13 protein-coding genes are annotated in these 15,210 nt (G+C 62.3%); 8 read left to right on the top strand and 5 right to left on the bottom strand.

The window, feature by feature from the left end; all coding sequences use genetic code 11:
- Positions 1 to 595 precede the first annotated feature (595 nt).
- A complete protein-coding gene (locus P3C39_RS17105) occupies positions 596 to 1,519 on the top strand; it encodes a glycoside hydrolase family 26 protein (protein WP_275953578.1) in 924 nt (307 codons plus the stop codon).
- 133 nt (positions 1,520 to 1,652) lie between these two features.
- Positions 1,653 to 2,138, top strand: a complete 486-nt coding sequence (locus tag P3C39_RS17100) for a DUF995 domain-containing protein (protein ID WP_275953579.1) — start codon at positions 1,653 to 1,655, stop codon at positions 2,136 to 2,138.
- Between the two features lie 29 nt (positions 2,139 to 2,167).
- Here P3C39_RS17100 and P3C39_RS17095 read toward each other — a convergent pair whose 3' ends face one another.
- Both P3C39_RS17095 and P3C39_RS17090 read right to left on the bottom strand, forming a co-directional pair.
- Entirely contained in the window at positions 2,168 to 2,617 is a 450-nt protein-coding gene (locus P3C39_RS17095; protein ID WP_013532504.1) for a DNA polymerase III subunit chi, read from the bottom strand.
- Between the two features lie 28 nt (positions 2,618 to 2,645).
- Positions 2,646 to 4,157: a leucyl aminopeptidase gene (locus P3C39_RS17090; RefSeq protein WP_275953899.1), complete on the bottom strand. Its 1,512-nt coding sequence runs from the start codon at positions 4,155 to 4,157 to the stop codon at positions 2,646 to 2,648.
- A 351-nt stretch (positions 4,158 to 4,508) separates the two neighbouring features.
- On the opposite strand from P3C39_RS17090, the gene lptF reads away from it, so the two are divergent.
- The 6 genes from lptF (at position 4,509) to rsmA (ending at position 12,140) form a co-directional block, all read left to right on the top strand.
- Entirely contained in the window at positions 4,509 to 5,711 is a 1,203-nt protein-coding gene (gene lptF, locus P3C39_RS17085) for an LPS export ABC transporter permease LptF (protein ID WP_275953580.1), read from the top strand.
- Positions 5,708 to 6,793, top strand: a complete 1,086-nt coding sequence (gene lptG / locus P3C39_RS17080; RefSeq protein WP_174299091.1) for an LPS export ABC transporter permease LptG — start codon at positions 5,708 to 5,710, stop codon at positions 6,791 to 6,793. The genes lptF and lptG overlap by 4 nt, the downstream gene beginning before the upstream one ends.
- Complete coding sequence (locus P3C39_RS17075) at positions 6,793 to 9,231, top strand: LPS-assembly protein LptD (RefSeq protein ID WP_024504312.1); 2,439 nt, start codon at positions 6,793 to 6,795, stop codon at positions 9,229 to 9,231. The genes lptG and P3C39_RS17075 overlap by 1 nt, the downstream gene beginning before the upstream one ends.
- Before the next feature lie 90 nt (positions 9,232 to 9,321).
- Positions 9,322 to 10,260: a peptidylprolyl isomerase gene (locus P3C39_RS17070; RefSeq protein ID WP_024504313.1), complete on the top strand. Its 939-nt coding sequence runs from the start codon at positions 9,322 to 9,324 to the stop codon at positions 10,258 to 10,260.
- A gap of 1 nt (position 10,261) precedes the next feature.
- Positions 10,262 to 11,290 (top strand): 4-hydroxythreonine-4-phosphate dehydrogenase PdxA, encoded by a 1,029-nt coding sequence (pdxA, locus tag P3C39_RS17065; RefSeq protein WP_063171794.1) that lies wholly within the window; start codon positions 10,262 to 10,264, stop codon positions 11,288 to 11,290.
- Between the two features lie 10 nt (positions 11,291 to 11,300).
- Positions 11,301 to 12,140: a 16S rRNA (adenine(1518)-N(6)/adenine(1519)-N(6))-dimethyltransferase RsmA gene (gene rsmA / locus P3C39_RS17060; protein WP_127370435.1), complete on the top strand. Its 840-nt coding sequence runs from the start codon at positions 11,301 to 11,303 to the stop codon at positions 12,138 to 12,140.
- A gap of 49 nt (positions 12,141 to 12,189) precedes the next feature.
- On the opposite strand, the gene gmk is transcribed toward rsmA, so the two are convergent.
- From gmk to mltG, 3 genes are all read right to left on the bottom strand, one after another.
- Complete coding sequence (gene gmk / locus P3C39_RS17055; protein ID WP_013532512.1) at positions 12,190 to 12,846, bottom strand: guanylate kinase; 657 nt, start codon at positions 12,844 to 12,846, stop codon at positions 12,190 to 12,192.
- A gap of 3 nt (positions 12,847 to 12,849) precedes the next feature.
- A complete protein-coding gene (locus P3C39_RS17050) occupies positions 12,850 to 13,740 on the bottom strand; it encodes a YicC/YloC family endoribonuclease (RefSeq protein WP_275953582.1) in 891 nt (296 codons plus the stop codon).
- Positions 13,741 to 13,896: 156 nt separating this feature from the next.
- Entirely contained in the window at positions 13,897 to 15,162 is a 1,266-nt protein-coding gene (gene mltG, locus P3C39_RS17045; RefSeq protein ID WP_013532514.1) for an endolytic transglycosylase MltG, read from the bottom strand.
- Positions 15,163 to 15,210: the final 48 nt, after the last annotated feature.

Below are 15,210 nucleotides of genomic sequence, written 5' to 3'. Positions count from 1 at the left end.
TAACGCCGCCACCCGAGCATCAGCCAAACGACGGCCGATGAGCCTAACCCAGCAGCAGAATCCGCTCAGGCATCCTTAGAGTCAACTAAATTAGTTATTTCTTAACTACGGTTCTTCAGAACTGGTTAAGGATAGTCCGGTGGAACAGTTTCCACCGACCAGCACGTGAACGATGAGCCGCAAATTTTCAGCGCTGGAGAATTCGCCGATGGGCCAAAGCTGTCCGGCAAGGATCGAACTTTGAGAGCAGCGTTAACCATGTCGCGCGCACATGGTTAAGCAACCGTTAATTGCACTTGACTCTTGGTCGCGACCGGCTCTTAAATTAGCCAGGGATGATATATCGGGATATTGACGCGAATTTGTGAGTATCGCGGCGAACTTTCTCTCGAGCGCCCCCTGTATAGGGCCTTGAGAGATAATTTTTTGGGTGGCTCTGTGTCAGGTTTCGCACATCCGCCAACGGGTCGCTCCGAAATCCCGCAGATTCTGCCAAATAGAGCCGATCGGTTTTGGGTAATCGTGTCGATCAAGCATCGATGCGCACGGGCGAAGCCTTAACTTCCGCAAGAGGTTGGGGCCATGGGAGATCGACATGAAACACTCCACAGTAAAAGCACTTGCAATCGCGCTGGCATTGGGCGGAAGCGCCGCGTTCCCCACGGCAGGAGGCGCTGGCTCAGTAGCCGCGACGGACCCCGTCCAGACGAGCAGCGCCGCCTCGGCGTTCGGATCCTACGATCCCTACGGCGACTTCAGCGCCGACAAGAGCGCCAGCATCGAAGAGCTGTTCCTGCCCTGGGAAGACGTCGATCTGTCGACGCTGCCACTCGCCGACGCCTATGCGCTGCAGCGCGGCCGTTCGCTGCTGATCACGGTTGAGCCGTGGACCTGGTCCAAGGACTGGCGCATCACCCCGCCCGAATTGCGCGACGGCATTTTGAGCGGCAAATATGACGCCAACATGCAGGCGATCTGCGACCTGGTGGGACAGATGAAGAGCCCGGTGACCATTCGCTGGGCGCAGGAAATGGAAGACAAGAACGGCCGCTTCACCTGGGCCAACTGGGCTCCCAAGGACTGGATCTCCGCTTACAAGCGCGAAGTCGACATCTGCCGCAAAGCTGCCCCCGCAGCCAAGTACATGTGGTCGCCCAAAGGCGAAGAGGGTTTGGAAAAATACTACCCCGGCGACGACTATGTCGACGTCATCGGCCTGTCGGTGTTCGGTCTGCAGAAAAAAGATGATGACGAGACCGGCCGCGACCGCACCTTCGCTGAGCTGCTGAAGCCCGGCTATGACCGCGTTGCAGTGTTCAACAAGCCGATCGTCGTTGCGGAACTCGGCTATGTCGGGAAGCAGGACTATGTCTCGAAATGGCAGGAAGATTCCCGCAAATCCTACGCGGAGTTCCCGGCGCTGACTTCGGTTGTCTACTTCAACCAGAAGGAAGTGTGGCCGTGGCTGGGTGGCTATGGTCTGCCCGACTGGAGGGTGACCCAGCACGTCCTGCCGTAGACGCATCGTGCTGATCGACCCCGACGCGATCGGGATCGACTTCCAATCTCCTTGTTTGATCGTGATCCATCCCGAACCAGCGGTTCGGGATGAGGATTGAGGCGTGGCGTAAATCAGTCTGTGGAGAAGTTTCGTGAAGCGGGTAGTGGGAAATTATCTTGGAGCGGCATTCGCCTGCTCCGTTCTTGTTCTTGCCTTCCAGGCTCCTGCGACAGCCAAGACGGCGATGAAAATCGCCGAGCAGGCTCAAGAGGCCACAGCGGTTCCTGACGAAGGCGTCTACCAGATCTATCAGAACCATTCGTGGCTGTGGGGCAAGAAGGGCGCCGGCTTCTTTGCCGTCAAGCAGAGACAGTTCGAGTCCTGGACCCACGACAAAGGCAAGTCGGGCTATGGCGACGGCATGTGGTTCATTCCCGGCGGCGGCAAGCTGTGCTGGCGTGCGCAATGGCACGGTTCCTGGGGCGTGAAGGGCTCGATGACCTGCTTCGAGCACCGCCAGGCTGGCAAAGTAATCTACCAGCGCAAGGCTCCGGATGGCGACTGGTATGTTTTCAAGAGATTGAAACACGGCGACTACGTCACCCGGAAACAGAACCGGATCAAGGCAAAACTGTAGGATCGAGTCATCCGCCACAAGCGGCTGGTCTACGCCTTGCGCTCCCAGCGGCGATCTGGCGTCTGTTGCCAGTAGGTGACGTCGTGGCCAGCGCTCTTCATCACCTTCCAGTGTCCTCGCGCCGCCTCGAGCTGGGCGGCATCGTGGCCATCGAACAGGAACACCGCGCGCTCGTAGCCGCCAAGGTCAGGCGGCACCGCGCCGTCGACCAGGAACCTTATCTTGGCGTCGTTGGGATTGCCGTCGCCGGTGGTCAACAGAATCGGCTGTTCGCCGGGATGAGCTTCACGATCGGTTGCGTGCGCCAGGAACGAATCGTCGCGGAAGGTCCAAAGATGCTGGTCGAGCGCATCGCGGCGTTCCTCGGTGCCTGTCTGCACCACGGCGCGCCAGCCACGGTCGACGCTGCGCTCCAGGAGGCCTGGCAGCGCGTCCTCCAGCGTCGATTCGGTCAGGTGGTAGAACAGAACGTCGGCCATCGCTTCAGCCTATAGTGATTGAACCCGTTCACTGCTCATAGTTATCGCGCACCAGCCGGTCGAGCAGCCTGACGCCGAAACCGGAACCCCACGACTGGTTGATCTCGTTCGACGGCGCCCCCATCGCCGTGCCGGCTATGTCGAGATGAGCCCATGGCGTGTCCTTGACGAAGCGCTGCAGAAACTGCGCCGCGATGGTGGCGCCGCCAAAACGGCCGCCGATGTTCTTCATGTCGGCGTTCTTGGAATCGATCAGCTTGTCGTATTCGGCGCCGAGCGGCATGCGCCACAGCCGTTCCTGAGTCGCCTGCCCCGCCACCGACAATTTTTCGGCCAGTTCGTCATTGTTGGAAAACAGGCCGGCATAATGTTGGCCGAGCGCCACCATGATGGCGCCGGTCAGCGTCGCCAGATTGACCATGAATTTCGGCTGGAAGCGGTCGTTGCAGTACCACAACGCATCGGCCAGCACGAGGCGGCCCTCGGCGTCGGTATTGAGCACCTCGATGGTCTGGCCCGACATCGAAGTGACAATATCACCGGGACGCTGGGCATGACCGTCGACGGCATTTTCGACCAGTCCGATGATACCGACGACATTGGCTTTCGCCTTGCGGGCCGCCAGCGCATGCATCAGGCCGGTAACGGCGGCGGCGCCGCCCATGTCGCCCTTCATATCCTCCATGCCCGAGGCCGGCTTTATGGAATTGCCGCCGGTGTCGAAAGTGACGCCCTTGCCGACGAAGGCGATCGGGCTGTCCTTCGGCTTGCCGCCGTTCCACTGCATGATCGCCATGCGGGCGCCGCGTGGCGAGCCTTGCGCGACACCGAGCAGCGAGCCCATGCCGAGCTTCTTCATTTCCTTCTCAGCCAATATCTCTACCTTGACGCCTAACGCCTCGAGTTCCTTGGCGCGGGCAGCGAACTCGACCGGCCCAAGCACGTTTGCCGGTTCGTTGACGAGGTCGCGCGCCAGAAGGACGCCGTCGATCACCGCCTCGGCATCGGCGAAGGCCTTCTTCGCAGCGGCCGGATCGGCGGTGTGGATGGTCACCTTGACCGGCTTCTTCGGCTCTGCCTTGCCGTCGTCCTTGTCCTTCCTGGTCTTGTACTTGTCGAAGGAATAGCTGCGCAGGAGAATGCCCGCGGCAAGACTTGCCGCGTCCTTCGCGCTCGGCGAGGCGCCGACCACATCGAGGATCACCGCTACCTCGGTCGCCTTGCGCAGCGACGCGGCAACGGTGCCGCCAAGCTTCAACCACGCATATTCGTCCAGTCCCGACACCTTGCCGGTGCCTATCGCCACCAGTCTGTCGAGCGACGCTCCCTGCGGGGCCAGAACTTCCACCGTGCTGGCGAACTTGCCCGTGAACTCAGCCACGGGAAAAGCCCGCTCCAGTGTCTTGCCGGGATCGCCGGCCTTGGCGACGTCGCTCAGGCCGCCCTCATCCGCCGCGAGCACGAAGACCGTGCCCTTCTTGTTCACCGCGCTCTGGGACCCGGAAAATTTGGCGAAGGCGATCGACGGTCTTTGATTCATCATGTCCTGCTTTCAGGGAATGCGCGACTTTTGGGGAAGCGGTTCGAAACGATGCGCGACATTTGGTCGTTTTCCGGCATTTGGCAAGACTTTGCCGAATTGGCATCCCATATGACCTATGGAATCGATGACGATTCGTCGCGGCACGGCCCCGCTTTTTGCCGCAACTTGTTGTTAACCATCGATGTTCGCCCTTTCTTATCCATTCCCGCCGACACTCCGCCCAGCCGGGGGGCGTGATGTGGGACAGAACCCGGATAGACCATCTGATGAGCCAGTTGTGCAGGCGCTGCCGGACAGCTACCTTGTTCGGCGGCATGATGCCGTTCGAAAAAATCGAGAAAAGCCTTCATGAAGGTCGTTGAACGCTACATCATGCGCCGCGCTTTCGTGGTCTTCATGGCCGCTCTTGTGTGGACGCTGGCGATCGTATGGACGACGCAGGTGCTGGCAAAGATCGATCTGGTCACCGACAGCGGCCAGTCGGCGCTGACCTTCTTCGAAGTCGCCGCCCTCATCCTTCCGTCCATCATCCCGATCGTCGTGCCTTTTGCGCTGGTGGTGGCGGTCGCTCAGACACTCAGCGTCATGAATTCGGATTCCGAACTTGCCGTCGTCAACGCCGCGGGGGCCTCGCGCTGGACGATCGTGCGGCCGATCATGTTGCTGGCGCTCGCCGCAGCCGTTTTTTCCTTTGCCGTCGACAACGGCATCGATCCTTACGCACGGCAGAAGAACCGGGCCCTGGTGGCGTCGTCACGCGCGGATCTGTTGTCGCTGATCATCCAGGAAGGCACCTTCCGCAAGATCGACGACGGGTTGTTCCTGCAGGTCGGCGAGCGCCTTCCCAACAATCGGCTGGGCGGCATTTTCGTCGCCGATTCGCGCGAAGAAGGCGTCAACCTCGTCTACTACGCCAAGACCGGCAGCATCATCGAACGCGGCGGTGAAAAGGTGCTGATGATGAATGACGGCGTCATCCATCGCAAAACGCTGACCGGCGATCTCTCCGTCATCCGCTTCACCTCCTATGCCTTCGACATGTCGGCATTCATGGCGGCGGCTTCAGCGGTGACGCTCCTGCCCAAGGACCAGACGACGCAGTACCTGCTCAACCCGAGCGCCAACGACAAGTATTATCAGCAGAGCCCCTACGAATACCGGGCCGAAGTCAACCAGCGGTTCTCGGAATGGACCTATTCCATGGTTTTCGCGCTGATCGCGCTTGCGGTCGCCGGGGATGCGCGGTCGCACCGCGAGGCGCGCGTCAATCCGCTGATCACCGCGATCACGATATCGCTGTTCGTGCGTTGGCTGGGCTTTTTCGCCGCCAGCAAGGCGGACGAGATCCCGCAATATGCCTATATGGTCTATGGTGTGCCGATCGTGGCTTCCGCGGTGGCGATCTGGTTCATCGTCTCGAACCGGACACTGGAACTGCCCGTGACCTGGGCGGACTGGATGACAAACTTCGCCTCGCGCATCGCTGACAGCTGGAATGCTTTCAAATTGCGTTTGTCCAGGCGCGGCGCATCAGGGCAAGGGGTTGGCTGATGGGCTGGACACTGGGCCGCTATTTCTTCTTCCGCTACGTGACGATCACCATCTGGTTCTTCATCGGCCTCCTGGCGCTGGTGTTCCTGATCGATTTCACCGAGCTGTCTGGCCGCACCACCGGCCTGCCCGGCTTCACCTACGGCACGGCGGTAGCCATTTCAGGCCTCCGTATGCCGATGATCATGCTGCAGACGGTGCCGTTCGTCGGTCTCTTCTCGGCGATGGCGACGCTGGTGTCGCTGAACCGGCGCTACGAGCTGGTCATCGCGCGTTCCGCCGGTGTTTCCGCCTGGCAGTTCCTCTTGCCCTGCTGTATCGGAGCCTTGCTGTTCGGCGTCCTGTCGGTTGGCGTCATCAATCCGCTCGCCGCGCACGCATTCTCCTGGTCCGAGCAGATCGAAACCCAGCTGCGTTCCGGCAAATCGAATACGGTCTCGGCCGATGCCGCGCCCTGGATCCGGCAGAAAACCAGTTCGGGGGACACCATCATCGGTGCGCGGGCCATCCTGAACCAGGGCCTGGAAATGGCCGATGTCGTATTCTTCATTCTCGACCCGCAAGGCAACATCGTCGAGCGCAAGGATGCTGCCCGTGCCTTCCTGCGCGACGGCTATTGGGAATTGCAGGACGTCAAGACGTTCCAGAACGGCACGATCCAGGCATCGGCAACTGATCGCGTACCGACCAATCTGAAGCCCGAATTCGTGCAAGAGCGGCTGGCGCGCCCGGAAACCATCCCCTTCTACGACCTGCCCGGAAAGATCGAGGTTGCCCGCTCCTTCGGCCTCAAGGCAAATGCCTTTGCCATGCAGTTTGATTCGCTCGTGGCGTTGCCGTTCCTTCTCGTCGCCATGACGCTGATCGCGGCAACGGTTTCAATGCGATTTGCTAGGATGGGGCAGTCGGCGACGATGATTCTGGGTGGCATCATCGCTGGCTTTCTGCTTTATGTCGTTTCGGTTCTGGTGAAGGCATTCGGCGTGGCGGGATTCGTGCCGACTGTCGTAGCCGCCTGGGTACCGGTCATGGTGGCTATGTTCTTCGGGGTGACTTTCCTGCTATACAAGGAAGACGGCTAGTGAGGGAGGCGTTTTTGCCCAGCAACAGGCAGGCCGGTTTGGCGCGCCTCTATGCGGCGACCGCCTTGGCGTGCGTGCTTGCCTACGCCGTTCCGGCACCGGCGCTTGCGCAGGACGTCGGCGACATGGCGACATCGGTTCCATCCGGCTCGCAAATGCTGCTGGCCGCCGATACACTGGTCTATAACAACGACAATCAGACCGTGACCGCCGTTGGCGGCGTGCAGATCGACTATGGTGGCAATCGCCTTGTCGCCCAGCGGGTCGAGTACAACCGCAACACCAAGCGAATGGTCGCAAGCGGTAACGTCGAAGTCATCAACAGCGACGGTACCAAGATCAATTCGCAGCATATCGACATCACCGATGACTTCGCCGACGGCTTCGTCAACGCGTTGCGGGTCGAAACCATCGACAAGGCCTATTTCGCCGCCGAAAGCGCCGAACGCATGGGCGGCGTGCTGACCACCTTCCACAATGGCGTCTACACCGCCTGCGAGCCGTGCGAGGATAAGCCGGACAAAGCGCCGACCTGGCGCGTCAAGGCCAAGAAGATCATCTGGAACGGCGAGAAGAAGACGGTTCGCTTCGAGAATGCGAATTTCGAGTTCTTCGGTTTTCCGCTTGCCTATCTGCCTGCATTCGAAATTGCCGACCCGACGGTGAAGCGCAAGAGCGGCTTCCTGATCCCGAGCATCATCTATAAGAGCGATCTCGGCGTCGGCGTGAAAGTCCCCTATTATCTTGCATTGGCGCCGACCTACGACCTGACCGTCACCGGCACCGGCTATACCAAGCAGGGTTTCCTCGGTGAGGCCGAGTGGCGTCAGCGCTTCAACAATGGCGAGTACAGCTTGAAGATCGCCGGGATACACCAGCAGAATCCCGACGCTTTCCTCGACACCACTGCCTTCCCCTCCAGCTCTGGCCACAACGTCAATTCGGGCAGCGCCGGCGATCCCAACAAATTCCGCGGCATGATGGGTACCCAGGGGCAGTTCGCCATCAACTCACGCTGGAACTTCGGCTGGGACGTGCTGCTGCAGACCGACAAGAATTTCTCGAACACCTACGGCATCGAAAAGTACAATAGCAGCGTCCACCAGTCGTCGGTCTACTTGACGGGTCTCAACGGCCGCAACTATTTCGACGTGCGCGCCATGCATTTCGATGTGCAGGAAGATACACCTGACGACAACGCCTCTGCGCGAAGCGGACAACAACCCTGGGTGCTGCCGTCGCTCGACTACGCCTATATTCCTGATGCGTCGGTGGCCGGCGGCCAGCTATCGCTCAATGTCAACGCGCGTGTCATCCGCCGCGACGATGTCGATGAGACCTTCGTCGAGCCCTACAATGCCCTCACTCCCACGCAGCGCGTCCGCGGCATCGAAGGCGAATCGGGCCGTCTCACCGCCGAGGCCGAGTGGAAGCGGAGCTTCGTCACCGATGGCGGGCTGGTGCTGACGCCGTTGCTCGCGCTGCAGGGCGACGTCGACTACCTCAACGCGTCGTCGGCTTCGCTGGACGCGATCGACAGAATGGCGACGCATTTGGGCGAGCAGGACGACATGCGCTCGTCATTTGCCCGTTACATGGCAACCGCCGGGCTTGAGATGCGTTGGCCGGTGCTGTTTTCCATGGCCAGCGGGTCCAGCCATGTCATCGAACCGATGGCACAGGTCTTCATGCGTCCGAACGAGCAATATGTCGGCGGCCTCTCAGTGCCTAACGAAGACGCCCAAAGCATGGTCTTCGATGCGACCACCTTGTTCGAACGCGACAAGTTCTCCGGCTACGACCGCGTCGAAGGCGGTTCGCGCGCCAATGTCGGCTTCCGCTATTCCGGCTCCTACAACAATGGCTGGGGCACCAATGCCATTTTCGGCCAATCCTATCAGATTGGCGGCGAGAATTCGTTCGCCGCGCCGGATTTGGTGAATGTCGGCGCAAACTCCGGCCTCGACACGACCAAGTCCGACTATGTCGGCCTGTTCGGCATCAACAGCCCCAACGGCTTCGCGGCCTCGGTCAGCGGCCGTTTCGACGAACAGAGCTTCGAGATCCGCCGCGCCGAGGTGAAGGCCGCCTATTCCGGCCTGCCTGTGTCGCTGAGCGCCAAATACGCCTTCATCCAGGCCCAGCCGCTGTACGGCTTCACCACCGACCGCCACGAGGTCACGCTTGGTGCATCGACGCATCTGGCCGAAAACTGGCGCGTCTTCGGCACAGGAACCTACGACCTGCAGCAAAGCCTGCTGGTCAAGGACGGCGTCGGCTTCGCCTACAACGATTCCTGCTTCACTTATTTGATGACCTACTCGCAGTCGCGCGATCTGAACACCAGGGAGGTGTCGCAGACCATCGGCTTCAATCTGTCGTTCCGCACCCTCGGCGATTTCGGCTCGTCGACCAGTGCCGTCGACACGATCCAGTAACAATCGGCGACATCGTTTCGCCGCATAGGGCTGGCACGGATTTCGCGCACCTGGAAAGATCAAATTGGGCGGGACCGGGATAGAATTGGGATGCCAACGATGAGGAAATACCTCTTTTCAGCAGGTTTCGCGTTGCTCGTGGCGGCGACGTCCGTGTCGATCACCGTAATGGCGCCGCCGGCTTTCGCCAGCGAGATCAAATACGTCGTCAACGACATTCCTGTCACCACCGGCGACATCGCCCATCGCGCCGCCTTCCTGAAGCTGCAGCGCAAGAAGGGCGATGCCGGCCAGGAAATGATCGACCAGACGCTGCGTATGGCCGAGGCCAAGCGGCTTGGTATCCGCATCAGCGACGCCCAGGTCGATGCCGCGTATCAGCGCTTTGCCTCGAGCAACAAGATGCAGCTCAGCCAGCTCGACGGCGTCATGGAGAAGTCGGGCGTCACCAAGAGCCACTTCAAGGAATTCATCCGCGCCCAGATGGCCTGGAACCAGGCCTTGAGCGCGCGCTACCGTTCCGGCGACGGCACCGGCGCCGTCAGCGAACAGGATCTCGTCAGGAAGATGCTCGAAAAAGGCGGCGCCAAACCGAGCGCCACCGAATACATGCTGCAGCAGGTCATCTTCGTGGTGCCGGCGGCTGAACGCAGCGCGACGCTGGGCAAACGCAAGCGAGAGGCCGACGCCATGCGCGCCCGCTTCAATGGCTGCAACACGACGCGCGAATTCGCCAAGGGCCTGATCGACGTCACCGTTCGCGATCTGGGCCGGGTGCTGGCGCCGCAACTGCCGCCGGACTGGGCCGAGCAGATCAAAGCTACCAAAGTCGGCGGTGCCACCGTCACGCGCGAAACCGAACGCGGCGTCGAATTCATCGGCATCTGCTCGTCGCGCGAAGTGTCCGACGACAAGGTTGCCCAGATGGCGTTCCAGGCCGAAGGCTCCGGCGGCGACAAGGATGCCGACGCGCTCAGCAAGAAATATGTCGACGAGCTGAAGGCAAAAGCCCGCATCGTCAAGCGCTGACGTGGGCAACGCAGTGACTGCGCTCGCGTTGAGCGCCGGCGATCCGTCCGGCATTGGGCCGGAGATCGCCATCGCCGCCTTCATGGCGCGTGAAGCTGCCGCCCTGCCCCCCTTCTACCTGCTCGCCGATCCGGCGCTGATCGCCTCCCGGGCGCGCCTGCTCGGCCTCTCGCTGCCGATCGCCGAAGCCACCCCGGCACAAGCGGCGCAGGTCTTTGCCCGCGCCTTGCCGATCGTTCCGCTGGCTGCAGGCTGCATCGACAGCCCCGGCCAGCCGGATCCGGCCAATGCGGCCGCCACCATCGAGGCCATCGACCGCGCCGTCGCCGATTGCCTTGCCGGCGAAGCCTCGGCCGTGGTCACCTGCCCCATCGCCAAGAAGCCGCTCTACGATGCCGGCTTTCGCTTTCCCGGCCACACCGAATATCTGGCGCATCTGGCGGCTCGGCACAGCGGCGTCGAGGCGATGCCGGTGATGATGCTGGCAGGACCCGACCTGCGCACCGTTCCCGTCACCATCCACATAGCGCTGGCCGAGGTGCCGAAGGCACTGACCACCGAACTGATCGTCGCCACCGCGCGTATCACCGCTGCCGACCTTGCCGGCCGCTTCGGCATCGCCAGGCCACGGCTGGCGATTGCCGGGCTCAATCCACATGCCGGCGAAGGCGGCGCCATGGGCCTCGAGGACGAGCGGATCGTGCGCCCGGCGGTCGACATCCTGCGCGCCGAAGGCATCGACGCTTTCGGCCCTTTGCCGGCCGACACATTGTTCCATGCCCGGGCGCGGGCTGGTTACGACGCGGCCCTTTGCATGTATCACGACCAGGCGCTTATCCCGGCCAAGGCGCTGGCTTTCGACGAGGCGGTCAATGTCACGCTCGGCCTGCCCTTCATCCGCACCTCGCCCGACCACGGCACGGCCTTCGACATCGCCGGCAAGGGTGTGGCGCGGCCCGACAGCCTGATAGCGGCGCTGAAGCTTGCCCGGCGGCTGGCCGACACGAACACCAAGGCGGTTGCCGCATGAGATCTCGGACATGAGCATCGACGGGCTGCCGCCGTTGCGCGAGGTGATCGAGCGTCATGGGCTGCAGGCGAAGAAGGCGCTCGGCCAGAATTTCCTGCTCGACCTCAACCTCACCGGCAAGATCGCCCGCACCGCCGGCGACTTGTCCGATGCAACCGTCATCGAGGTCGGCCCCGGTCCCGGCGGGCTGACCCGCGCCTTGCTTGCCAACGGAGCGCGCCAGGTGATCGCCATAGAGCGCGACGAACGTTGCCTGGCTGCTCTTGCCGAAGTGTCCGACCACTATCCCGGCCGGCTGGAGGTTGTTTCGGGCGATGCGCTGAAGACGGATTTCACGGGCCTTGCCAGTCGAGCGACCGGCAATGGCGGCCCGGTCAAGATCGTGGCCAACCTGCCCTACAACATCGGCACGGAGCTGCTGGTGCGCTGGTTGACCGTCAGCGACTGGCCGCCTTTCTACACCTCGATGACTTTGATGTTCCAGCGCGAGGTGGCCGAGCGCATCGTCGCTCCCGCCGGCAGCGACAGCTATGGCCGGCTGGGGGTCCTTGCCGGCTGGCGGACGGAGGCGAGGATCGCCTTCGACGTACCGCCACAGGCATTCACGCCGCCGCCAAAGGTCACCTCCTCGGTGGTGCATCTTGTGCCGCGCCCGATGCCCCTGCCCACCGAGGTGAAGAAACTCGGCCGCGTCACAGAAGCCGCCTTCGGCCAACGTCGCAAGATGCTGCGGCAAAGCGTTAAGAGCCTCGGCGGCGAGGCCCTGCTCGACCGCGCCGGCATCGATCCGACACGCCGCGCCGAGACGCTCAGCGTCGAGGAGTTTGTAAGGTTGACAAACGCGGTGTAAGAAGCTGCCGATCTGCCCCCCTCGTGGGGGAGATTGGCGCTTCACCGCCTCAACCCGTCTTCTCGTCCAACAGTCCCGAGACGAAATCGAACAGGCCTGGCCGGCGGTCGCGTCTCAGCCGCTCGGCGACGACGATGCCGCGCACTTCGGCGAAGGCGCGGTCGAGGTCATCATTGACGATGACGAAATCATATTCCTTCCAGTGCTCGATCTCGTTGCGGGCGTTTTTCAACCGCGTTTCGATCACCGCTTCCTGGTCTTCGGCGCGGCGCTTCAGCCGTGCCTTCAACTCCTTCATCGATGGCGGCAGGATGAAGATCGAGACGATGTCGGCGCGCATCTTCTCCTTGAGCTGCTGGGCGCCCTGCCAGTCGATGTCGAACAGCATGTCGCGCCCTTCAGACAGCGCCAGTTCGGCAGGCTCGCGCGGTGTCGCATAGCAATTGCCATGCACCTCGGCCCACTCCAGCAGCGCGTCGGAATCACGAAGCCGCTCGAATTCGCGCATCGTCCGGAAATGATAGTGGACGCCTTCGATCTCGCTGCCGCGGCGCGGCCTGGTGGTGACCGAGACCGACAGTTCGAGGCTGGAATCGCTTTCCAGAAGATTGCGCGCGATCGTCGACTTGCCGGCGCCGGACGGCGACGACAGGACGAGCATCAGGCCCCGGCGGCGAATGCGGGACCCCAAATCCTTGGCAACCATCGGCTACTCCAGATTCTGGATCTGTTCACGAAACTGGTCGACCACCGCCTTCAGGTCCAGCCCGATCGCGGTGATGGCGGCGGCATTCGACTTGGAACACAGCGTATTCGATTCGCGGTTAAATTCCTGTGCCAGAAAATCGAGCTTGCGACCGACCGCGCCGCCGCCCACCAGCAGTGCCCGGCCGGATGCGACATGCGTTTTCAGCCGGTCGATCTCTTCGCGAATATCGGCCTTGGTGGCCAGGAACGCGGCCTCCATGTGCAGTCGGGTGGCATCCAAATTGGCGGAAGCGTCCATCAGCAGCCTGACCTGCTCGGCGATGCGTTCCCGGATCACCGCGGTCTCGCGGGATGGATCCACTTCTGCCCGCAGCGTCAGCGCCTCGATTGCGTCGATATGGCCCGACAGCAGCAAAGCCAGCGCGGCCCCTTCGCCCTGCCGAGCCTGTTCGAGCCCGTTCAAGGCCACTTCGAGCGCGGCCATGATCGCGGCATCGAGCGCGGCCCTCGCCTCCTCGGTTTCGACAGTTTCGGGAATGTCGAGCACGCCGCGCAGTGACAGCAGTCCATCCGAGGTCGCCGCAGCAACGCCGAACTGCTCCTGCAGCCGCTTGGCGAGCCCGGCCAGGTCCTTCAGGAAGGCTTCGTTGACGACCGGCTGCGCCTGCGCGCCGACGGCACGGCCGATGGTCAGCGTCGCCTGAAAATTGCCGCGTGCGAAACGTTTCTGAAGTATCTGCCGGACAGCCGGTTCCAACCGCTCGAAGCCTTGCGGCAGCCGCAGCCGTACTTCGACGCTCTTGCCGTTGACGGACTTGACCTCCCAGGCGATCGAAGTGCCTTCGTGCTCGGCGACGGCACGTGCAAAACCGGTCATGCTCTGCAAATTCATATCGCCCACACGTCCCTGGCACATTGCCCCGAACCGGCTTTCCGGACAGAGCAAGTGCGGCTTGAAAATGACTGCGCCGCAGGCGCGTCGAAATCGGACGCGCGGCGCTCTTGCAAATGTCAGGGCGTCGCCTGTCGGGCAACGCCTTTCTTCATTCTACTGGGCAGCGCCCGCGTCACCGCCGCTGTCGTCGGCACCGTCAGCAGGCCCACTGTCGGCCGGCCCACCGTCCGCCGGCTTGACGGCATCGCTGTCGCCGCCGCCGGTCGTCTTGGCGGCTTTGGCGACGTCATCCGCCTGCTTCTTCTGCAGAGCGCGATAGCGGGCGACATTCTCGTTGTGCTCGTCCAGCGTCGCGGCAAAGACGTGCCCACCGGTGCCGTCGGCGACGAAATAGAGGTCGTCGGTCTTCGATGGGTTGGCCACCGCCTCCAGCGCTGCACGACCCGGATTGGCGATCGGCGTCGGCGGCAAGCCGTTGATCACATAGGTGTTGTAGGGGGTCTGTTTCTGGATATCCGACTGGTAGATCGGCCGGTCCGCCGGCTTTCCCTTGCCGCCGAACAGCCCGTAGATGATGGTCGGATCGGATTGCAGGCGCATGCCCTTGGCAAGCCGGTTCAGGAAGACGGCGGCAACCCGTGAACGCTCGTCACCCTTGCCCGTCTCTTTCTCGACAATCGAAGCCAGCGTGACGAACTCCTCGACGTTGGCCAGCGGCAGGTCCGGCGCGCGCCGCTGCCAGACATCGTCAACCAGCTTCTTCTGATCCGCAAGCAGCTTGTCGACCATCTGCTGGCGTGTCGCGCCGCGCGTGAAGCGCAGCGTGTCGGTGGCGAGGCTGCCCTCCGGCGGCGTGGTTGCCGGCATGTCGCCGCTCAAGGCAGTCTCCTCGGCGATGCGCTGCAATGCCTGGTCGACAGTCAGTCCTTCAGGGATGGTCAGCGAATACATCACCGACTTGCCGCTCTTCAGAAGCTCCATGATATCGCGCATGGAAGCCCTGGGCTTGATCTCGTACTCGCCGGCTTTCAGCGCCGAATCATTGCCGAAGGCGCGCACGCCAAGGCGGAATACCCGGGCATCGCTGATCAGCCCGCGGCGTTCGAGCTGGTCGGCGATATCCTGGACGCCGGTGTTCGGCTTGACCAGGAAGGTATCGCCATTAGCGGAGGGTCCGGGCTCGGTGAATTCCTGCTTGCCGAAATAGACCGCGACGCCGGCCGCCAGAACCACCAGCATCACCGAGGAGATGACGAAGTTCATGAACACGACGACCTGGCTGCGTGACGCACGCGAGCGCTTCGGCGGCGGCGTGCCGGCCTCTGGCCGCAACGCCTCGCTGGCCGTTTTCGGCACGATCGGTCCGGATGTTGCCGGCCGTTGCCCGAATTCTCCGTTGCCTGCCGGATTTGTGTTCATTTCGCCCTACCGTTTGATCGCCCAACGAATCCCCAGCGGCAGAGTAGA

This window comes from Mesorhizobium sp. XAP4 (assembly GCF_029269325.1).
Taxonomy (GTDB): Bacteria; Pseudomonadota; Alphaproteobacteria; order Rhizobiales; family Rhizobiaceae; genus Mesorhizobium; species Mesorhizobium ciceri.
Note: the sequence above shows the minus strand (reverse complement) of the source record. Positions and strands in the feature narration are given on the sequence as shown.

Bases quoted from the DNA above. Each gene is read 5' to 3' on its own strand.
- lptF (WP_275953580.1), top strand. From the start codon at position 4,509: ATGAAGGTCGTTGAACGCTACATCATGCGCCGCGCTTTCGTGGTCTTC.
- rsmA (WP_127370435.1), top strand. From the start codon at position 11,301: ATGAGCATCGACGGGCTGCCGCCGTTGCGCGAGGTGATCGAGCGTCAT.
- P3C39_RS17095 (WP_013532504.1), bottom strand. From the start codon at position 2,617: ATGGCCGACGTTCTGTTCTACCACCTGACCGAATCGACGCTGGAGGAC.
- P3C39_RS17050 (WP_275953582.1), bottom strand. From the start codon at position 13,740: ATGAATTTGCAGAGCATGACCGGTTTTGCACGTGCCGTCGCCGAGCAC.
- P3C39_RS17105 (WP_275953578.1), top strand. From the start codon at position 596: ATGAAACACTCCACAGTAAAAGCACTTGCAATCGCGCTGGCATTGGGC.
- P3C39_RS17070 (WP_024504313.1), top strand. From the start codon at position 9,322: ATGCCAACGATGAGGAAATACCTCTTTTCAGCAGGTTTCGCGTTGCTC.
- gmk (WP_013532512.1), bottom strand. From the start codon at position 12,846: ATGGTTGCCAAGGATTTGGGGTCCCGCATTCGCCGCCGGGGCCTGATG.
- mltG (WP_013532514.1), bottom strand. From the start codon at position 15,162: ATGAACACAAATCCGGCAGGCAACGGAGAATTCGGGCAACGGCCGGCA.
- P3C39_RS17090 (WP_275953899.1), bottom strand. From the start codon at position 4,157: ATGAATCAAAGACCGTCGATCGCCTTCGCCAAATTTTCCGGGTCCCAG.